We start from the raw sequence: 20,077 nt of genomic DNA on the forward strand, positions 1-20,077 counted from the left end.
TGATTTCAAAGTTGTTCCTGAAGATCCCAGAACACGATGATTATTCTCACTCTTGGCACGATTCCGTACTCTTTCGATAGAGCGATTACTTGGCTACACTTGCTGCTAGAGCAGCAGGTTATCTCTGAACCTGTTTTTATTCAGAGCGGGGTCACTGATACCTCTCTTGTTGATCGCCATCCCCTTACAACAGTGGTCAAGACGATTGAGTCTAAAAAGCTGGTTGCCTTGGTCAAAGAAGCCAGACTAGTGATTTCTCATGGCGGCCAGGGTTCAACGCGGATGCTGGCTTCGCAACAGGCTTGCTTCGTTTTGCTGCCGCGGCTGGCTCGCTTTGAGGAGCATATTGATGACCATCAGCTTCTATTTGCTAAAAGTATGCAGCGATTCGGTGTCAAGCACTGTTTGGCCCTAGATGAGCTTCGACAGTTTGTGCTAGAACCACCGCCGCCATTCCGAGGACAGTTATTTAACGGGCCAAAGCTGGCGGATCATCTTAGTGCAAAGTATCCGGGACTGAAAGAAGTTGCCTTTAAGCAGGCGGGTTGTCTAGAGACAGTTTGAGTCGAACCCGTTGAGCTTCCTTCACCCGGTCTCCGTATAAATCAGCAATGAGTTGTATGTACCCGCTGGTCAGCATCATTATCAACAACTATAACTACGGTCGTTTTCTAAGGCAGGCTATCGATAGCAGCCTCAATCAAACCTACTCTGAAATAGAGGTGATTGTGGTTGATGATGGCTCTCAGGATGGTTCCCAAGAGATTATTCTGAGCTATGGCGATCGCATTATTCCGGTTCTGAAGCCCAATGGCGGACAGGCCTCTGCGATGAATGCAGGATTTCGAGTCAGCAAGGGAGAAATTATCGTTTTCCTAGATGCGGATGATTATTTCTTTCCTCATGCAGTGGATACGATTGTTGCTCAATGGACCCCCGACACTGCCCAAATGCAGGCTCGACTGGAATCACGAGATGCAGAGGGAAATTACATTGACCTGTATCCTGCGCCGGAGATTACTTTCAATACTGGAGATGTCACCCCATTATTGCTCACAAAAGGGCGATATAACACGACTGTGACCAGCGGCACTAGCTTTAGTCGGATGGTGCTAGAAAAAATTTTGCCCATTCCCGAAGCGGACTTTCGGATTTCTGCGGATGGCTATTTGGTGTCTGTTTCGCCTTTTTATGGTCAGGTATTTGCAATTGAAACTCCAATTGGGGTTCGTCGGAAGCATGGTGAAAATCTTTGGGCTGCGTCTAGTCAGGAAATCGACGTTTCTCGCTTTCGGAAATCATTGCGGCATGACCGCTTGAGATATCAGGCGATCGCTCGAACGGCAAAGAGTCTGGGGCGATCGCTCGATGGTGATCCCGGCTTGAAGGACACCCTGCATTTGACCGATCGAATGGTTTCGCTCAAGGTCGATCCCCAGGGGCATCTATATCCAACAGATTCCTGCGTGATGCTTGCCTGGAAGGGATTTTGGGCGGTTTGGAAATATTCCACCTATTCCAAGAAACGAAAGCTGATTCTGAGCCTGTGGTTTCTATGGGTAGGCTATCTGCCTGTGGCGTTGGCAAAGCCTGCGATCGCCTGGTTCCTATTAGGAAAATCTCGCCCTCGATTTGTAGACAAGCTTGTAAAGCAGATCAGAGCAGCCACCAGCTAGGTTTATGAGGAGCCTGTTATGCGGGTCACTATTTGCGTCATCACGTATCAACGACCTGAAGGCTTAAAACGTCTTTTAGAAGGGCTGAGAAAACTGGAGTTTAAGCAGCTTCAGCCTAAGATTCATGTCGTGGTAGTGGACAACGATGAATCTGGACAGGCGTTTCGCTTTTGCAATCAGTTATCCCCAGATTATCCCTGGAGGTTAACAGCTTGCATGGAGCCGCGTCGCGGAATTTCCTATGCTCGAAACCGGGCGATCGCCACTGCTCCTCTAGACAGCGATTTCATTGCCTTTATTGACGATGATGAAGTGCCCGAATCGGACTGGCTAGAGCAACTTTTATTGACTCAAATCCAGTATCAAGCAGATGTGGTGCATGGGCCGGTTCTCCCCCATTTTCAGCCTGACGCACCGACCTGGGCAATCCAAGGTCGATTTTTTGAAAATCGACGCTATCCAACGGGGCATCTTTTGGAAGCGGCTTACACCAACAATGTCCTGATGCGAGCAGAGTTGGTCAAGGATCAGAAAAACATTTTCCAAGAGCGATTTGCATTGACGGGTGGAGAAGACTCCTACTTTTTCAGGTGTCTTCATCAGTCAGGAAAAAAGCTGGTTTGGGCCGATGAAGCGATTGTTTATGAGTGGATTCCCGACAGCCGTACTACAGTGCAGTGGATTTTGCGGCGGGGCTATCGCAGTTGTTTAAGCTACTCTATCTGGGAAAAAGAAGCGAAGCCATCGGCTCGAGTTCGTCTGTTATCTAGCGCTAAGGCATTGCTCCAAATGATTTATGGACTGATGACCATTCCGTTGGGGCTGATTCAAAAGCGTTTGGCGATCGCATCGCTGCTGAGAATCTTTCGGGGTGCTGGTCGCTTGGCTGGGCTTTTAGGCTTCACTTATCAGGAATATAAGACCATTCACAAGGTGTAGAAACGGGCTTTGGAGCAGCTTTGAACTTGGAAAATCATCATCAAGACAGCTTGTGGCAGTCTGTGGACGCAAAAACTATGAATCCTCAAATTTCTGTTGTCATCCCACATTTCAATGACTTGGAAAATCTGAAAATTTGTCTGAGCTGCTTGATGAATCAAACGCTACCACTAGATCAATTTGAAATTATTGTGGCTGATAATAATTCGAGTCTGGGTTTGGATGCTGTACGCAGCGTCGTTGCAGAGATAACCAATCGCAAAGCAAAAGTAATTTCTGCCCCGATTCAAGGTGCAGCAGAAGCAAGAAACGCAGGGGTTTTAGTATCCCAATCTGAAATTTTGGCATTCATAGACTCTGACTGTCAGCCCTCAGAGGACTGGCTCGAAAATGGATTGAGAGCGATGAAGCAAGCCAAGCTTGTAGGGGGTCGCGTCCGGGTTCTTTTGAATAATCCGGATGATCCTCATCCTGTGGAAGCTTTCGAGTCTGTTTTTGCATTTAATAATCAGTCCTATGTTCTGAAAAAGCAATTTTCTGTAACCGCAAATCTGTGGGTTTCCAGAGAGATTTTCAATGTAGTGGGTGGGTTTCGTCAGGGTGTATCCGAAGATATGGACTGGTGCCATCGGGCGATCGCCGCTGGCTATTCTCTTGTTTATCAAGACGATGTCTGTGTCGGACATCCAGCACGACGAACTTGGGCCGAACTGGCTCGAAAATGGCAGCGATTGACTCGTGAGAGCTATCATCTTATTCGCGAGCGTCGATTGGGATATATCTTGTGGATGATGCGGAACTGGGTTGTCCTTCTCTCTGCTTTGCCGCATACTCTGGTGATTCTCAACTCTAAAAAACTCAGCCGACTGGAAGATCGATTGAGAGCGATTTTAATCCTATTTCGGCTTCGTCTTTATCGCTTTTTTGAAGCCCATCGATTGATGCTGTCTGACTAGTGATTGGCAGCCCATAAGTTTATCAAGTCTTGATGATTGGCAGAAGCTAGTGTGAAGGCAGATGCGGCTCGTTGCCTGAGCCGTCTAGACTAGAGATGTAAATCAAAGAGTGGTCGTCCGCTGTTAGATTGAGCCTCGCTTAGCAAGGCTGAAGATTTTAAGAGAACTTAGGAAAAGCGCATAGAAGAAGTCTTTGAGGTGGCAGCGATCGACCGTTTTGATGACAGAACTTAGTTTCGAGAACCCGGGGTGCTAATGCGAATGACTGATAGGCTGCGTTCCGTTGAATTGCTCTAGAGCCTGCGTAATTCCACGGTTGCAGTCTTGAGGTTTGGAGCGTTTTTTCAGTTAGTGCGCCGCTGGCTGTGTTGCTCTTTGGGAGTCTCATGAGTACTCAATCTTTTCGAGAAGAAGTTGATATCGATCTGCAACGCTATGCACAGGTTTTGAAGCGGCGATGGCTGCCTGCGGTCGGAGTGTTTAGCACGGTTGCGGTGCTGTCAACCCTGGCGGCCCTGTCGCAACAGCCTAGCTATGTCGCCGCTGGCAGGGTTCTTGTTAAGATTGACCGCACCTCTTCCTTGACGGGGCTGGATGCAGCAGGGGCCGCTGCGATTGGTCGGCAAGGTGCTGTTGGTTCGGATACTGACCCCATTGCCACCCAAGTCGAAACAATTCGGTCGTTGCCAATTGCCGAAGCGACCATCACGGCTCTCAGACTCGCCGATGATGAAGGACAACCCCTCAGCCCGGTGGGGTTTCTGGAGGTGTTAACGGTTAAGCCAATTCCTGGCACCGATATGATCGAGATCGGCTATCAGGACGAAGACCCTGAGCGGGCGGCAGCCGTAGTGAACAAGGTGATTCAGGCTTACCGCAACAATAATATTGCGACCAACCAAGCCGATGCTGCTGCCGCTCGCAAGTTCATCACAGAGCAACTGCCTAGAACCGAAGCCACGGTGCGGGAAGCTGAAGTCGCGCTGCAACGCTTCAAAGAGCAGAACCAGGTAATTTTGCTGGATGAAGAATCCCGCGAGACGGTCAAAGCCATGAAGCGCCTGGATGATGAAATTGCGAGGGTCAGGACGCAGTTTGTGAATGCGACAACCCGCTCTCGCGAATTGCAGCAGCAGTTAAGAATGTCTCCAGAACAGGCCGTGAGTGCAACGGCGCTGAGCCAGTCTCCGGCGATTCAGGAGGTCTTTTCCCAGCTTCAACAAATTCAGGGGCAGCTTGATCTGGAGCGGGCCCGCTATCGGCCAACTCACCCTACCATTGCCACGCTGGAGCAGCAAGAAGCTCTGTTGCAGCAACGACTCCAGGGGCGAGTCGCTCAGCTAGTGGGGCAAAGTCGGGTGTCGGAGCGGGATATCCAACTGGGGGCGCTGGCTCAAGATTTGACAGCGAACTTGGTGCAGTCAGAGGTGGAGCGCGTCGCGCTGGGCAGTCAGATTGCCGAGTTGGCTCGGCTACAGGCAGAGCAGCGCAGCCGAGCGGTAACGATTCCTCGGCTAGAGGCGACCCAGCGCGAACTGGAGCGGCGACTGGCCGCAGCGCAAGGCACGTATGAATCGCTGCTCCAGCGGTTGCAAGAAGTACAGGTGGCAGAGGATCAGACGATTGACAACGTGCGAGTGATCTCAGCGGCGGTGGCACCTGAGAAGCCTGCTGCTTCTAGCAAAAAGCTGATTCTGCTGGGTGGGCTGGTGCTGGGATCGGCGATGGGTGTGGTGACGGCGTTTCTGCTGGATCTGTGCGATCGCTCGGTTAAAACAATTCCCAACGCTCAGCAGTTGCTCCATTACCCACTGCTGGGGGTTGTGCCGAGTTGGAAACGATCTGGCAGGCGGCAAGATCTTCTACCCATGCAGCAGAGCGACGGCTCGCTATTTGCTGGAGTGCATCATGCCTATCGCGTATTGCAGTCGAACTTGGGGCTGCTGGATTCGGAGTTTAGTCTGAAAACGCTGGTGGTTACCAGTTCCGTACCGCAGGAAGGCAAGTCGCAAGTGGCTGCAAATCTGGCAATGGCGATCGCCCAGTCTGGGCAAACCGTGCTGCTGGTGGATGCAAACTTTCACCATTCGACCCAGCACCAGATGTGGAATGCTAATGGAGCCATTGGACTGGCAGAGGTGCTGGAGGGTCGGGCCGAGTTGGCCGACACAATCCAGACAGTAGCGCCAAGTCTGGAACTTCTGGCGGCAGGCAATCTGGCATCTTCCACGCCAACTTCGCTCACCCCTCAAAAGCTGCTTCCTGTGATTGCGGCGATGGGTCAGCGATACGACGTGGTGATCTTTGACACGCCAGCCCTTTCCGGTGCGGCGGATGCGTCCACCTTGGGCAAGCTGACGGATGGGATGCTGCTGGTCGTGCGACCGACGACGGATGTAGAGGATTTGAAAGCGACTCGCAGTTTGCTCAATCTCGCCAGACCCCATGTACTGGGGATTGTGGCTAATGGCGTTGCTCCGATTCGCAACCCCAACCGCTATTTTGCCCTGACCCAGGAAGTCGCCTTTGCCAAACCTGTCAAGCCTGTGTCCAGCTTTGAGCAACTCTTTCCCATTGAGCAGCACAGCCAAAATGGGCAGTCTGCCGAATCTCAAGAATCGTCTAACCTGGAGGTCGCATCGTGACACATTCAGCGGCATCTTTAGCAGCATCTATCTCCAAAGCCGTTGTTTCTAAAGCGGTTGTGCGCGGTTCGGCGATCGCCCTGAGCCTGTCCCTCAGCGGGTTGGCGGCCCCGGCTGCCGTTCTCGCTCAAAACTCCCTCGCAGCTAGCCCTGCGTCCCCCTTCCTGGCACTGCCTTCAGACTATATTCTTGGCCCCGGTGATGAACTGGCAATTACGGTGCTGGGCTTTGATGAATATACCGGAACGCGGGTCATTGCCCCCAATGGCACGATTACCCTGCCCGTGATCGGGGTGGTGCCAGTGGCAGGGCAAACCATCGACTCGCTCACTCGCGACCTCACCACTCGGCTGAACTATTACTTGGTCAACCCGTCTGTGGCGGTGAGCCTGACGACCCTACGCCCTGTGTTCGTAACGGTGACGGGTGAGGTACAGCGACCTGGCCCGATTCAGCTTGACAATCCGCGCAATGGCACAAATGGCAACAATCCCCAGCAGAGCCTGCCGACCCTGAGTGCGGCGCTAGTCGCTGCGGGCGGCATTACGACCCACGCAGATTTGCGGCAAGTGCTGGTGCGGCGATCGCTCCCCAGCGGCAGCACTACAACGCTCACAGTAAACCTGTGGGATGGTATTTGGGCCGAGTCCAACGCCAACAACCCCCCCCTGCAAGACGGCGATATTGTACTGGTGCCCAAGCTGGCGGCTGATGCCACCCTCGACCGCCGCCAGATTGCTCAGTCCAGCCTGGCTCCGGCAACGGTGCGGGTGCGGGTGGTGGGCGAGGTGACACGCCCCGGCGAAGTGCAGGTGCCGCCCAACAGCTCCCTGTCGAGCGCAGTGGCGATCGCTGGCGGCCCCACCGAAGACGCTCGCCTCAGCCAAGTGAACTTTATCCGCATGAATGATCAGGGACAGATTGAGCGCCAGGAAATCGATCTCCGCAACCTGACCGATAGCTATCAGGTGCAAGAGGGCGATGTGATTGTGGTGCCCAAGCAAACGGCTGCATCGGTTGCCGATTTTGCCGGACGAATTTTCAATCCGCTTGGCGTGCTGCTTCGGGTGTTTGGGCTGTAAAGGGTTCCAGATTGGGTAACGTCTAGTTTCACGTTCTATTCTTGACCATCCTAGCGAAGGCACTCAACAACTTGAGCTGATTGTTTGTCATGACTGAGTGATTTTGAGGAAAGCGCATGAAAAACCCGGTAATTGGTATTGGATTAGAAGGCTGTGACCCTGTGCTTCTGGAAGAGTGGATGGCACAGGGGCATCTGAAAAACTTGAAGAAAGTGCGCGATCGCGGCGCTTACGGTCGCCTCAGCAATAAGTTCCCATACTCAGGCGGTCATGCTGACTGTTTTGCAACGGAGCCGCTTTGGGGTATGGCACTCACGGGCTGCTATCCCACCAAAACAGGATTTTGGGATGCCGTCCGATTTCATCCCGAAACCTACACCGTTTCCCCCGACAAAATCTATCATCAGCCTGATTATCCCCATGTCCATGAACTGGGCGAAAACTACCGCGTTATCACCTTTGATGTACCGGTGACGCGAATTTCCGACAAGGTGAATGGATGGCAGATTCAGGGCTGGGGCGGGCACTTCCCCTGGCCGCCGAGCCTGTCTAAACCGGAGGGATTGCTCACCGAAATTAACCAGAAATACGGCAGCGATCCATTACTCTACAAAGACGATGGGAAGTGGTGGAATAAGCAATATGTAAAGTGGGTGCCAGGTGCAATTCAGCAAAGCGCCAATCTCCGCGCCCGCATCTGCTGCGACTTGATGCAGCGTCAACCCTGGGACTTGTTCTTGACAGTCTTTGGAGATATTCATGCTGCTGGGCACGACCTGTATGACCAGAGCTTACCCGACCATCCGCTGTATCCCCTTAGAAAGAAAGAAGCTGCTGTCCCAAATCCTTTGCTCCAGTCTTATCAAGAAATTGATGAGGCAGTAGGCAAAATCATTGACAACCTACCAGAAAACGCTTACCTACTGTTTTTCTCGGTACATGGTATGGCTCCGAACCATACTGATGTGCTGAGTATGTTCACCATTGCAGAGTTACTATATCGTTTTAGCTTTCCAGGGCAGGTAGCAATGGGTGCAGGCAAAGCGGGCGCTACGCCACCGCCCTACGTGTCGAAGCCCATTCGCAAAGGATGGGGCGGCGAAATTTGGCGAACCATGCAGGCAAACCCAATTCAGAAACTTATCAATACTTGGGCCCCTAAGCGATGGATTCGCTCTCCCAAAAAAGGACTACTGTCGCCCTACGAGCTGAAGCGAAACGAAGTGGCAATGGATTGGTCACCGACAATGCTTTACTCTGGTGCATGGCCTGAAATGAAAGCGTTTGCGATTCCTGCCTTTGCCAATGGGCATGTGCGGATCAACCTCCAGGGTCGAGAACGTGACGGCATTGTTCCACCCTCTGAGTACGATGCGCTGTGTGAAGAGCTGACGCAGGTGTTCTATCGGCTGAGGGATGCCAGAACGGGACAGCCGATGGTGAAACAGGTGGTGCGGACGCGCCAATTGCCACGGGAGGATCAGGAAAATTCTCGATTGCCGATGGCAGATCTGGTGGTGGTATGGCATGAAATTCCGACTGATGTGGTAGATAGCCCAGACTTTGGGCGGATTGGCCCGGTGACGATGAATCGTCCGGGGGGACATCGGCCTAGAGGATTCCTGCTGGCGCAGGGGCCTGGCATTGAACCTGGTTCTGATCTACCGGAGGGCGAAGCAGTGGATTTGGCACCTACCATTTTGAGTTTGCTGGAGGCTCCTATTCCGGGGCACTACGACGGCAAACCGCTGATTCAGATTTCGACTGCGCCACTAGTGTAGGGCGATCGCCTATCCACCTCACTCTGGCAGTTCAAGCATGAGCATTGCTTGGCGCTCTTCAAAAGCCCAGAAGGCTGGCTTTTCCAGTTCAAACGCGGGTTCAGGTATTGAGTTTGGAAGGCCAGCTTTTTTTCAAATGAGTTCCGTTCTAGACGATCGCCTAAACGATGCACTTGAACGATGAAGCTAAGGATCTAAACCCTCTGCATTCGCATATCTCTCATGATGAAAAAGCCTCTCGTCTTTGTAGAGCAAGCATTTACCGCGATCGCTCTCCTGTTGCACACGGGTGGGCCGCTAAACGTGATCCTATCGGGGGGATATAGCCAGGGTGATAGGCAAATTGCTGAGCCAGATTTTGGGCTGACTAGAAATCTATATCTCCTAACTTATCTAGTTGTCTTTTGCTTGCTGGCAATTCGCTGGAGAAAAGTGCTTTATGTGCTTCAGCGGGATCGCTATATTTGGGTAATTTTAGCTTTAGTTATCCTTTCATTCTTCTGGTCAGAAATTCCAGGAAGAACACTTTCCCGCTCTTTTTCCTTCACAGGGTCAACTCTGCTAGGGGTCTACTTTGCAACTCGGTATACCCTGAAGCAGCAATTACAGCTTTTGGGTTGGACGTTTGGGTTAGTGGTGGGGCTGAGTTTGGTTTATGCATTGCTCTTGCCTAAATATGGAATCATGGGTGGCGTTCATGCTGGAGCTTGGCGCGGTATCTACACCCATAAAAATAACTTCGGCAAAATGATGACTCTGAGCAGTATCGTCTTCACGTTGCTGTTAACTAGTGGGCAGAAGCAGAGGCTTTGGTTCTCTTTAGGTTTAGGGTTGTCGGTCATGCTGCTACTGCTTTCAACCTCCAAAGGAGCGCTGGTAAACGTAGTGGCAATGTGGTTGGTGATTGCCGTTTGTCGCCTTTTTCGACTGCAATATCATCTCTTAGTCGTTTTTCTTGGGTCGATTGCCATTGTTTCAGGTGCGGTATCCCTGTGGTTTGTGGAGAATCTAGAATCTATTGTTGTTGATGTCTTAGGCAAAGATTTAACGCTGACTGGGCGAATCGATCTATGGATGACCGTTTTAGAAATGATCAGACAGCGTCCTTGGTTCGGCTATGGCTATCAAGCTTTTTGGAATGGATTGAACGGGCCTTCAGCAGTTGTTTGGCGAGCGGAAGCCTGGCAGGTTCCAGATGCTCATAACGGATTCCTGGATTTGCTTCTACAGCTAGGAATTGTGGGCATGGCTGTCTTTTTGATTGGCTATTTTGCGAATTTAATTAATAGCATTATCCGTCTCAGAAGCATGTTAGGCGTAGAGTTTGTCTGGCCGCTTCCATTTCTGATTTTTATGATTCTCTCAAATCTGCCGGAGACTTCACTGATGCGGGCAAATGATATTTTTTGGGTGTTGTATGTGGCGATCGCCCTTTCTCCCCTAATGCCCCATGAGGATCAGTCTCAAGACCTTGATTTTGCTCAGATTTCCAGTTCTCATAAAGCTCCCGAATTGCTGAGACAACCTTTATCGACGCGTTAACCACAGCTAATGATTTATCTAAACTCGCTGCGATCGCGTCTTACGAATTCTCTCCAAAATACGGTCATCCGGGGTACGCTTTGGAAGCTTACAGCCCGGATTTCCAGTCTTGTACTTCAGTCGGCCTACTTCTTTATCATTGCTCGATCGCTGGGGACTGAGCAATATGGTTTGTTTGTCGGAGTAATGGCGTTGGTGAAGATGGTCGTTCCCTTTGCCAACTGGGGAACACCGCACATCTTGGTTAAGCATGTCTCACGCAACAAAAGCCTAATTCAGGCATACTTTGGCAATGCGCTATGGATTACTACGGCTCTTGGGCTTACTGTTTTAGCAGCGCTTTTGGTGCTTAATCAGTTTGTTTTATCGACTCGGTTTCCCTTTGTTCTGCTGTTGGCAATTGGGCTGGCTGAACTCATCTTTGCTCGATTTCATGATGCTTCATTAAAATCATTTATTGCTACTGACTTGTTCGGGCGTGATGCTCAGCTAAATATTCTTCTTAGTATTAATGGATTAATTGCCGCGGCCTGTTTGCTGCTATTTGTGCAAGCGCCCAATGCATTAATTTGGGGACTTCTCTATCTCGCAAGTCGCGTGATGACAGCAATCATTAGCATTAGCTTGGTCTCTCGGATATTGGGAAAGCCGAAACCCCATCTCAGCCTGATGAAATCGGAGATTCGGGATGGATTTTACTTTTCAGTTGATCTGTCTTCCCAGACCATTTATAACGATATTGACAAAGCTATGCTGGCTTCCATGTCTACGTTGACTGCAACTGGGATTTACGGCGCGGCCTATCGCATTATTGAAGTTGGATTAATTCCGCTGATTGCTGTCATGGGTGCGAGCTACGCGCAGTTCTTTCGCAAAGGTGCAAGCGGCATCCAAGGGAGCCTTAAGCTTGCCCGTCGCATTGTGCCCTTCGCGGGAGGCTATGGAGCGCTGTCGAGTCTGGGATTATGGGTTTGTGCGCCAATAGTGCCTTACATCCTGGGCGAAGACTATGCCCAAGCAGTGAGCGCTCTCCGCTGGCTGTCTCCGCTAATTTTTCTAAAGTCTATGCAATTTTTTGCAGCAAACACTCTGACGGGGGCGGGGTTGCAGGGTTGGCGCAGCGCCTTACAAGCGGGAATTGCGTTACTCAACGCCTTGCTCAACTTTATGCTGATTCCAGCTTATTCCTGGCAGGGCGCAGCGTTGGCTTCGCTGATTGCGGATGGATTGCTGGCGGCGTTGCTTTGGGGATTGGTGTTGCGGTTTGCTCGCCAGCAGGTATCAGAGTCGTAAATTGGGCTTTAGCCGAGCGATGCATCGGTGAGCTGGCAGGCGATTTGGTTCGTTTTTTCTGCCAGGGTTTCTAGATCCACCGGAACAAGTCTTCCCCGATCGACGACCTTTTTGCCATTGATAAAGCTGTAATCCACGCGATCGCACTGACAGAAAACCAGCGCCGAAACTGGGTCATGCAGCGCTCCGGCAAACTGGGGCCGATCCAGATTAATTGCAATAAAATCGGCGGCCATGCCAGGGGCGATCGCCCCAATATCGGCGCGACCTAAAACCCTTGCGCCTCCAAGCGTTGCTACTTCCAGTATTTCGCGGGCGGTCATGTCTGCCGCCAGGTTGCCCCGCACCCGCGCCAGCAAAAAGGCGAGGCGGGCTTCTTGCAGCAGGTTTCCAGTATCGTTTGAGGCGGAACCATCCACTCCCAGGCTGACGGGCACGCCCTGATCCAGCATGGCGCGGATGGGGGCGATGCCGCTGGCGAGGCGAGTGTTGCTGCTGGGGCAGTGGGAAACGCCCGTCCCGGTTTCGGCGAATTGGGCGATCGCCCGCTCATCAAGCTGCACACAGTGGGCGTGCCACACGTCGCTGCCCAGCCAGCCCACCGATTCAGCATAGTCCCCCGGCAGCATCCCAAAGGTGTTGAGGCTGTAGTCTACGTCCGACTTATTCTCTGCCAGATGCGTGTGCAGCCGCACGCCAGCATAGCTGCGGGCCAGCGCTGCCGACTCGCGCATCAGGTCGGGCGACACAGAAAAGGGTGAACAAGGAGCCAGCACAATTCGCAGCATGGCGTAGCGCTCGTTGTCGTGATACTGCTCGATGAGGCGCTGGGAATCTTGCAAAATTGCCGCCTCCGACTCTACCACCGAGTCTGGCGGCAGCCCGCCCTGGCTTTTGCCGACACTCATGCTGCCTCGGCAGGGATGAAACCGCAGCCCCATCTCCTGCGCGGCGCGAATTTCGTCGTCCAGCGTGCAGCCGTTAGGAAAGATATACAGGTGGTCGCTGGCAGTGGTACAGCCCGACAGCATCAGTTCGGCGATCGCCATCTGGGTGCTGATATGAATCGCTTCCGGTGTCAGGTTGGCCCAAATCGGATACAGCGTCGTCAGCCAGTCAAACAGCGTGCCGTTTTGGGCACCGGGAATCACTCGCGTCAGGCATTGGTAGAAGTGGTGGTGGGTGTTGACCAGACCGGGCAAGACAATGTGGCGATCGCCTAAGTCCAGCACCTCGTCCGCCATCAGCATCGGATTGCCTACCAGTTCAGCCGTCGTGCCGACCTGCTCGATCACGCCGTCCTGCGCCAGCAGCGCCCCGTTGCGAATCTCGCGCCGCTCTGCATCGTGAGTTACCAGCGTGTGAATGTTTTTGACTAAAAGGCTTGGCATCGTGCAGCGGGGATTGGAGTGTGGGGGGAGGCGAATTTGTAGGAAAGCCCTATAGAATTTGGGCTGAATTTTTCCGCAGTCTAGGGCACTGCTCATCAAAATCTTTTAGATATCACAAATTCTTTTGAATCCTGCTGACCTTGATTCCTGCAACAACTTGCATCGGTCTTCTAAACTCACCTGTGGCGGCTTGACAGTTCCGGCTGCTGCCGATTATGTAATGTCCAAAGAGATGTTTTCGGCAATCCGCCCCACCATGCAAGATCGGTTTCTGCGAGCGCTAATTCTCTATCTGGTTTTGACCGTTTTGTTTGGTGTTTTAGAACGCTATTTTGCTAGCATTCCCGACCAACCCCGATTTCGGCGGGGCTACTGGCTAGATAGCTTTTACTGGTTCTTGACACCGATGGTGATTCAGATTCTTAGCATGGGGGCGATCGCCCTCGTTTTGCTCCCCGTGTATCTGCTGCTGGGGCGATCGCTCGACTGGCAAAGCGTGCTGACGGGCTATGGCTGGGCAGCGCAACTGCCGCTCTGGGTGCAGGGGCTGATCATGATTGTCGTCGGCGACGGCATCGGCTACTGGACACACCGCCTGCAACACGCCGAGCCGCTGTGGGACTATCACGCCGTCCACCACAGCGCGGAAACAATGGACTGGCTGACGGCGGTGCGGCTGCATCCGGTGAATGACATTATCTCGCGGGTGTGTCAGGCTTCGCCGCTGCTGATTCTGGGCTTTTCGCCAGTTGCCGTAGAAATGTACACGGCTTTTTTGTCGAGCTACGTCGCCTTTATCCATGCCAATGTCCGCTGGACTTACGGACCGCTGGGCTATGTGCTGGCTAGCCCCGCCTTCCACCGCTGGCACCATACGCGAGAAGAGGCAGGTCTCGGCTGCAACTTTGCTGGACTATTCCCCGTCTACGATTTGATGTTTGGCACGTTTTATCTGCCGCAGGGTCAGCAGCCCCACAATTTTGGCATCTGTGGCGAGCCAATTCCCGAAAACCTGGGAGCGCATTTGCTCTACCCGCTGCGGCGGTGGCTGGGCAGCTCGAATCGCAGTCAGCCGAACGAGGTCTAGGATTGATTTTGGAGTTTAGATTGGCGATTTTGGATTGTCAGACCGTGGGCTTGCGAGGCGTTTAGCAATCTCTCGCAGCGCTACAGGGTGTCTGGGTCGATGCCCAGTTCTCGGAGCTTTGTGGCGAGGCGATCGCCCCGCTCTTGTTCTGCATCAGCCCGCTGTTGTTCTATCCGCGCTGCTTCTTCGGGCGTGGGCACTAGGCTGCCGTCAGGTCGGAAAAACCGAAGCTGTTCGTCATGAATCCCCAAGAAAAGCTGAAGCTGGTCGCTCCATCGCCGCCCTTGGTCGTTGGGCGCAATCGGCTCATAGCGCCCGCGCACCAGCGAAAATCCTTCAAATTCCAGGCTGACAGGATCAAACCAGAAATATTCCAGCGTCCGAAAGGTGTCTTGATAAATCTCCTTTTTTAGCCCCCGATCCACGCTGGCGGTCAAGTCCGACAGCAGTTCCACAATCACGTTGGGATATTTGCCGTCTTCTTCCCACAGCGTCCAGCTTTTGCGCGGCCGCCGCTCCGTCCCCAGCACCACAAAAAAGTCTGGCCCGCGAAAATCCTCAGACTTGCGCTGGTTGGGGCTGTAGTAAATCGTCAGGTTGCCTGCGGCGAAGTAGTCGGTGCGGTCTTGCCACAGCCAGTTGAGGGAAGTCAGCAAGAGAATCAGCTGCTGGAGATGGAGGGAGCTTTCCAAAGGCGGTTCGTGGCTGGAGAGATTGCCCGGCGGAATGATCAACGGCGGGTCGAGCGGGGGTTGCGCTATGGCTAGCTCGCGATCTTTGGCAACCGACATGGCTGGCTGGGTGGAGGATGATTTTAGTGTAGCGCTGCGGGATGGAGTGATAGGGGTGATGGGGTGGCGAGTCCTGCGGGTAGGTCTTCGAGAATGGCAAACCTTAAAGGAACGTGTAGGGTCTGTCCTAGGGAGCCGCAAAACCCGTATGGTTTTTGAATAGCCTGATTGCTGCTTTGAATAGTCAGCAGTTGATTAAGTTGATTTAATTCAAAGGCGATAGTCCACTGAGCTGCACCCCAAGACCGTATGTCAAATCCCACGATTGAATCCATCCTGCACGAAGACCGCCAGTTTTTGCCGCCTGCCGCGTTTTCTCAGCAGGCGCATATCAAGACGCTGGAAGAATACGAGCAGCTTTATGAACGGGCGGCGGCCGACCCGCAAAAGTTTTGGGCGGATCTGGCGCAGAAGGAACTGCACTGGTTTGAGAAGTGGCAGACGGTGCTGGATTGGCAGCCGCCCTTTGCCAAATGGTTTGTGGGTGGCAAGATTAATATTTCCTATAACTGCCTCGATCGCCACTTGACGACCTGGCGCAAGAACAAGGCGGCGCTGATCTGGGAGGGCGAACCGGGCGACTCGCGCACGCTAACTTACGCCCAGCTTCACCGCGAAGTTTGCCAGTTTGCCAATGTGCTGAAGTCGCTCGGCGCGAAGAAGGGCGATGTGGTGGGCATTTATATGCCGATGATTCCTGAAGCGGCGATCGCCATGCTGGCCTGTGCGCGGATTGGGGCGGCTCATACGGTGGTGTTTGGCGGGTTTAGTGCGGAGGCATTGCGCGATCGCCTGAATGATGGCCAAGCCAAGCTGGTGATCACCGCAGACGGCGGCTGGCGCAAAGATGCGATCGTGCCGCTGAAGGAGCAGGTAGACAAGGCGCTAGAAGGGGGAGCCTGCCCCAGCGTGGACAATGTGCTGGTGGTGGAGCGCACAAAGCAAAAGGTGCATATGCAGGCGGGGCGCGACCACTGGTGGCATGACCTGCGCCAGGGCGTGTCGGCGGATTGTCCGGCGGAACCGATGGACAGCGAAGATCTGCTGTTTATCCTCTACACCTCTGGCAGCACGGGCAAGCCGAAGGGCGTGGTTCACACGACCGCTGGCTACAACCTCTATACCCACATGACGACCAAGTGGATCTTTGACCTGCAAGATACTGATGTGTATTGGTGTACCGCTGACGTGGGCTGGATCACAGGACACAGCTATATCGTCTACGGGCCACTGTCGAACGGCGCAACGACGGTGATGTATGAGGGTGCGCCCCGTGCATCCAACCCTGGCTGCTTTTGGGATGTGATTGAGAAATACGGTGTGACAATTTTCTATACCGCGCCGACGGCGATCCGCGCCTTTATCAAGATGGGCGAACACCATCCCCGCGCCCGCAATCTCTCGTCGCTGCGGCTGTTGGGCACCGTGGGCGAGCCGATCAACCCGGAAGCGTGGATGTGGTATCACAGCGTCATCGGTGGAGAGCGCTGCCCGATTGTGGATACCTGGTGGCAGACGGAGACGGGAGGGATTATGATTACGCCGCTGCCAGGGGCGATCGCCACCAAGCCCGGTTCTGCGACGCGGCCCTTCCCTGGCATTCTGGCAGACGTGGTGGATTTGGAGGGCAATCCCGTCCCCGCGAACGAAGGCGGCTATCTGGTGGTGAAGCATCCCTGGCCGTCGATGATGCGGACGGTCTATGGCGACGACGATCGCTTCCGCCGCACCTACTGGGAGCATATTCCCCCAAAAGATGGGCAATATCTCTACTTCGCAGGCGACGGCGCACGCAAGGATGAGGACGGCTATTTCTGGGTGATGGGTCGGGTAGACGACGTGATCAGCGTGTCGGGGCATCGCCTGGGCACGATGGAAATCGAGTCGGCGCTGGTGTCCCATCCGGCGGTGGCAGAAGCCGCCGTCGTAGGCAAACCGGACGAGATCAAGGGCGAAGACATTGTGGCGTTTGTGTCTCTAGAAGGCAACGTTACGCCTAGCGAGGAACTAGTTGCCGAACTGAAGAAGCACGTTGTGGCGGAAATCGGTGCGCTGGCCCGTCCTGGCGAAATCCGCTTTAGCGATGCCCTGCCCAAGACGCGATCGGGCAAGATTATGCGGCGACTGTTGCGATCGCTCGCGGCGGGTCAGGAAATCTCTGGCGACACCTCCACGCTAGAAGACCGCTCGGTGCTGGATAAGCTACGGGAAGGTGCGTAGTCTAGAGTTTGGGATTTGATAATCAATCAGCTTCAATTGTCTCGACGCTGGCTAAATCGGGAGATTAGCAGGCTGGGTGTCTTTACAGATGACCCGATGCGGAGCCAGAGCGTGCAAGATGCCGCACAGTTGCGGGGCGAGGAGCAGAAACTCGTCCGCGTTTTATGAGCTGATAAGTAGATAGACCTGCTTGACTGACAAAACAGGTTAAAGCTGGAACGAAAGCCATGCGGGAAGCAGAGCATGATTTAGGCTGAGAAGTAACCACACAAACCAGTCAAATCAATGTCACCGACTTCCCGTCTTTATGATGCGTTGAATGATTTTCTGCGTCAATGCGACATTCAGTGGCAGGATGCTCGCCATCTGCAAACACTGTGCTGGATGATCATTGGCATGATTGGAAGCCAAAACGTTCATCTCAATGGATTTGGGGTGTATGTGAGGAGTCGCGCTCAAATGGCTCAATCCCACCAACGCCGGTTTCGCCGCTGGTTGTCGAATCGGCGGATCAATGTCGCGTCCGCTCATCATGCGCTGATTGGGCAGGCTCTGTCCAACTGGCAGACCCAACGACTCTACTTAAGCCTCGATACAACGGTCGTATGGAATTGTTTCTGCATCGTCTGGGTCGCAGTGGTGTACCGAGGAAGAACGGTTCCGGTCGCTTGGAAAGTGGTGGCGCAATCAAGCAGCACCGTCAGGTTGTGGACGATTCAACGGGTACTGCGGCAAGCGCAACGGCTGATGCCCGAGGGTGTCGCGATTGTCCTTTTGGCAGACCGAGGGTTTGCCGATGGCAAGTTGATGAAATACCTCCGGGAGAATCTGGGTTGGCATTTCCGCATCCGCATCAAACGCTCCTTCCAATTTCAGCACCAAGGGCAGTGGCGCCAGGTATCGTCGGTTCAATTGCAACCAGGACAAGCTTACTTTACGCCTGCAGTGTCGGTGGGTAGAACAAAGCCCTACGACAATGTTTACCTTGCCTTTGCCCACGACAAACTCAGCAGCGAGAATTGGACAATTGTGAGTGATGAGCCGACGAACTTGCAGACGTTTGCCCAATATCGACTGAGATTTCAGGTGGAGGAGTCGTTTTTGGATTTGAAGTCCAACGGGTTTAATCTCGAAGCCTCCAGACTCAGAGACAAGGTTGCCCTTTCCCAGTTGTGTGGGGTAATCGCCTTGACGATGCTGTTCTTAGTTCTCCAAGGGGTGCAAGTGGTCGCATCCGGCAAGCGTCGCCAAGTCGATGCTCACTGGAAGCGCGGCATGAGTTATCTCAAGCTGGGCTGGAATTGGATTCGGCTGGCTATCACTCACCAGTGGAAGATTCACGTTTATCAGTTCCTCTCCTGTTCACCTGACCCTCAACCTGCCATCGCATCAAGGCGACAACACGATGACTCCCTAAAGCGTGAATTCACTGTCCTCAGCCGTATTCCAGCTTCTTAGTTTTGTCAGTCAAGCAGGTAGATAGACCAGATTAAAAAACAGATCCTGAACCCTGCGCCGCCCGCGCCGCGGGCGGCGCAGGGTCTTTGGGTTTTATTTGGGTTTTATGTTTATTAATGTCCACCTACTTAGCTCGCTGTTGCTCAACCAATCGACAGAATGCTGTGGGATATTGACCCATCCAAAGATAGGGTTGCGGATTGTCTTATCTCTTCCCGCAGAGGGTATCAGCGATCGCCCGATGTCAGGAAAGATTGATATTACTCGATATGAATTCCCAAGAAAAAGTATGGAAACTCAAGTAGAAGGCTCAACTGCTGCGGCTGATTTGGAAGAGCGGGTGGCTGATCCAGAAAATGTAGCGCTGCCGGAAACCTATGGACGATTGATTATTATTGGTGGGGCAGAAGATAAGGAAGGCGAATGCAAGATTCTGCGCGAGTTTGTGCGGGAGGCGGGCGGCTTGCAGGCGCGGGTGGTGGTGATGACCGTGGCCACAGGGTTGCCCGGCGAGGTGGGAGCCATGTACATGGATATCTTTGAGCGGCTGGGCGTGGAAGATGTGCGCGTTGTGGATACGGGTCGTCGAGAGGATGCCAGCAATCCCAAGGCGATCGCCGATATTCAGCAGGCCACGGGCGTTTTCTTCACAGGCGGCAACCAGGCCCGCATTACAGAGTGCCTAAAAGACACCGAGCTAGATGTGGCGCTCCACCAGCGATTTGCCGAAGGGGTGGTGATCGCCGGAACCAGTGCTGGAGCGGCGATGATGCCCGACATGATGATCGTCGAAGGAGAGAGCGAAAGCAATCCCCGTCCCGAATCTGCCAAGATGGATCGCGGCATGGGTTTCTTTCCTGGCGTGGTGATCGACCAGCACTTTGCCCAGCGCGGCCGAATTGGTCGCCTGCTCTCGGCTGTGGCTCAGCAGCCCGCCATTCTAGGATTTGGCATTGACGAAAACACGGCAATTGTGATCAACGCCCACGAAGTCGAGGTGATTGGCGAAGGATCGGTCACCATTGTTGATGTGTCGGAGCTAACGCACAACAACGTTGATGATCTGCTGATGGATGAACCGCTTGCCCTCTGCGGTGCAAAGCTGCACATTTTGCCACACGGCTATCGGTTTAATTTGGATACTCGTTCTTGCATTTGCTAGGGACGGGGCGATCGCCTCTAGACCACGCATAAGTTCAAGCCCTCGATACTCGAC

The 20,077-nt window shown here is 53.4% G+C and carries 15 protein-coding genes; 13 read left to right on the top strand and 2 right to left on the bottom strand.

The window, feature by feature from the left end:
- Nucleotides 1–36 precede the first annotated feature (36 nt).
- The 9 genes from HPC62_RS01935 to HPC62_RS01975 all read left to right on the top strand — a co-directional run bounded on the left by HPC62_RS01935 (nt 37) and on the right by HPC62_RS01975 (nt 11,914).
- Entirely contained in the window at nt 37–564 is a 528-nt protein-coding gene (locus tag HPC62_RS01935) for a glycosyltransferase (RefSeq protein ID WP_172353514.1), read from the top strand.
- A 47-nt stretch (nt 565–611) separates the two neighbouring features.
- Complete coding sequence (locus HPC62_RS01940; protein WP_205370302.1) at nt 612–1,676, top strand: glycosyltransferase family 2 protein; 1,065 nt, start codon at nt 612–614, stop codon at nt 1,674–1,676.
- Between the two features lie 18 nt (nt 1,677–1,694).
- A complete protein-coding gene (locus HPC62_RS01945) occupies nt 1,695–2,615 on the top strand; it encodes a glycosyltransferase family 2 protein (protein WP_172353515.1) in 921 nt (306 codons plus the stop codon).
- 77 nt (nt 2,616–2,692) lie between these two features.
- Entirely contained in the window at nt 2,693–3,571 is an 879-nt protein-coding gene (locus HPC62_RS01950) for a glycosyltransferase family 2 protein (RefSeq protein ID WP_172353516.1), read from the top strand.
- Nucleotides 3,572–3,957: 386 nt separating this feature from the next.
- Entirely contained in the window at nt 3,958–6,216 is a 2,259-nt protein-coding gene (locus HPC62_RS01955) for a GumC family protein (protein WP_172353517.1), read from the top strand.
- Nucleotides 6,213–7,298: a polysaccharide biosynthesis/export family protein gene (locus HPC62_RS01960; RefSeq protein ID WP_225906712.1), complete on the top strand. Its 1,086-nt coding sequence runs from the start codon at nt 6,213–6,215 to the stop codon at nt 7,296–7,298. The genes HPC62_RS01955 and HPC62_RS01960 overlap by 4 nt, the downstream gene beginning before the upstream one ends.
- Before the next feature lie 116 nt (nt 7,299–7,414).
- Nucleotides 7,415–9,079 carry an alkaline phosphatase family protein gene (locus tag HPC62_RS01965; protein ID WP_172353518.1) on the top strand — a complete coding sequence of 555 codons (1,665 nt, stop codon included), beginning with the start codon at nt 7,415–7,417 and terminating at the stop codon, nt 9,077–9,079.
- 222 nt (nt 9,080–9,301) lie between these two features.
- Nucleotides 9,302–10,621: an O-antigen ligase family protein gene (locus HPC62_RS01970; RefSeq protein ID WP_205370306.1), complete on the top strand. Its 1,320-nt coding sequence runs from the start codon at nt 9,302–9,304 to the stop codon at nt 10,619–10,621.
- Between the two features lie 9 nt (nt 10,622–10,630).
- Nucleotides 10,631–11,914 carry an oligosaccharide flippase family protein gene (locus HPC62_RS01975; protein WP_172353519.1) on the top strand — a complete coding sequence of 428 codons (1,284 nt, stop codon included), beginning with the start codon at nt 10,631–10,633 and terminating at the stop codon, nt 11,912–11,914.
- A gap of 8 nt (nt 11,915–11,922) precedes the next feature.
- Here HPC62_RS01975 and HPC62_RS01980 read toward each other — a convergent pair whose 3' ends face one another.
- On the bottom strand, nt 11,923–13,305 hold the full coding sequence (locus tag HPC62_RS01980; protein WP_172353520.1) for an 8-oxoguanine deaminase: 1,383 nt from the start codon (nt 13,303–13,305) through the stop codon (nt 11,923–11,925).
- A gap of 157 nt (nt 13,306–13,462) precedes the next feature.
- On the opposite strand from HPC62_RS01980, the gene HPC62_RS01985 reads away from it, so the two are divergent.
- Nucleotides 13,463–14,392, top strand: coding sequence for a sterol desaturase family protein (locus tag HPC62_RS01985; protein WP_172353521.1), 930 nt, complete (start codon nt 13,463–13,465; stop codon nt 14,390–14,392).
- Between the two features lie 80 nt (nt 14,393–14,472).
- Here the strand turns inward: HPC62_RS01985 and HPC62_RS01990 are convergent, their stop codons facing one another.
- Nucleotides 14,473–15,183: a Uma2 family endonuclease gene (locus tag HPC62_RS01990; RefSeq protein WP_172353522.1), complete on the bottom strand. Its 711-nt coding sequence runs from the start codon at nt 15,181–15,183 to the stop codon at nt 14,473–14,475.
- 249 nt (nt 15,184–15,432) lie between these two features.
- Between HPC62_RS01990 and acs the strand changes: the two genes are divergently transcribed.
- The 3 genes from acs to HPC62_RS02005 all read left to right on the top strand — a co-directional run bounded on the left by acs (nt 15,433) and on the right by HPC62_RS02005 (nt 20,023).
- Complete coding sequence (acs, locus tag HPC62_RS01995; RefSeq protein ID WP_172353523.1) at nt 15,433–17,403, top strand: acetate--CoA ligase; 1,971 nt, start codon at nt 15,433–15,435, stop codon at nt 17,401–17,403.
- 285 nt (nt 17,404–17,688) lie between these two features.
- Complete coding sequence (locus HPC62_RS02000; RefSeq protein ID WP_172353422.1) at nt 17,689–18,861, top strand: transposase; 1,173 nt, start codon at nt 17,689–17,691, stop codon at nt 18,859–18,861.
- Nucleotides 18,862–19,150: 289 nt separating this feature from the next.
- Complete coding sequence (locus HPC62_RS02005) at nt 19,151–20,023, top strand: cyanophycinase (protein ID WP_172353524.1); 873 nt, start codon at nt 19,151–19,153, stop codon at nt 20,021–20,023.
- Nucleotides 20,024–20,077 lie beyond the last annotated feature (54 nt).

It is taken from the genome of Thermoleptolyngbya sichuanensis A183 (genome assembly GCF_013177315.1).
In the GTDB taxonomy this organism is placed as follows: domain Bacteria; phylum Cyanobacteriota; class Cyanobacteriia; order Elainellales; family Elainellaceae; genus Thermoleptolyngbya; species Thermoleptolyngbya sichuanensis.

Excerpts from the sequence above, each read along its gene's own strand:
- HPC62_RS01935 (WP_172353514.1), top strand. The coding sequence starts at position 37 with ATGATTATTCTCACTCTTGGCACGATTCCGTACTCTTTCGATAGAGCG.
- HPC62_RS01940 (WP_205370302.1), top strand. The coding sequence starts at position 612 with ATGAGTTGTATGTACCCGCTGGTCAGCATCATTATCAACAACTATAAC.
- HPC62_RS01945 (WP_172353515.1), top strand. The coding sequence starts at position 1,695 with ATGCGGGTCACTATTTGCGTCATCACGTATCAACGACCTGAAGGCTTA.
- HPC62_RS01950 (WP_172353516.1), top strand. The coding sequence starts at position 2,693 with ATGAATCCTCAAATTTCTGTTGTCATCCCACATTTCAATGACTTGGAA.
- HPC62_RS01955 (WP_172353517.1), top strand. The coding sequence starts at position 3,958 with ATGAGTACTCAATCTTTTCGAGAAGAAGTTGATATCGATCTGCAACGC.
- HPC62_RS01965 (WP_172353518.1), top strand. The coding sequence starts at position 7,415 with ATGAAAAACCCGGTAATTGGTATTGGATTAGAAGGCTGTGACCCTGTG.
- HPC62_RS01970 (WP_205370306.1), top strand. The coding sequence starts at position 9,302 with ATGATGAAAAAGCCTCTCGTCTTTGTAGAGCAAGCATTTACCGCGATC.
- HPC62_RS01975 (WP_172353519.1), top strand. The coding sequence starts at position 10,631 with ATGATTTATCTAAACTCGCTGCGATCGCGTCTTACGAATTCTCTCCAA.
- HPC62_RS01980 (WP_172353520.1), bottom strand. The coding sequence starts at position 13,305 with ATGCCAAGCCTTTTAGTCAAAAACATTCACACGCTGGTAACTCACGAT.
- HPC62_RS01990 (WP_172353522.1), bottom strand. The coding sequence starts at position 15,183 with ATGTCGGTTGCCAAAGATCGCGAGCTAGCCATAGCGCAACCCCCGCTC.
- acs (WP_172353523.1), top strand. The coding sequence starts at position 15,433 with ATGTCAAATCCCACGATTGAATCCATCCTGCACGAAGACCGCCAGTTT.
- HPC62_RS02000 (WP_172353422.1), top strand. The coding sequence starts at position 17,689 with ATGTCACCGACTTCCCGTCTTTATGATGCGTTGAATGATTTTCTGCGT.
- HPC62_RS02005 (WP_172353524.1), top strand. The coding sequence starts at position 19,151 with ATGGAAACTCAAGTAGAAGGCTCAACTGCTGCGGCTGATTTGGAAGAG.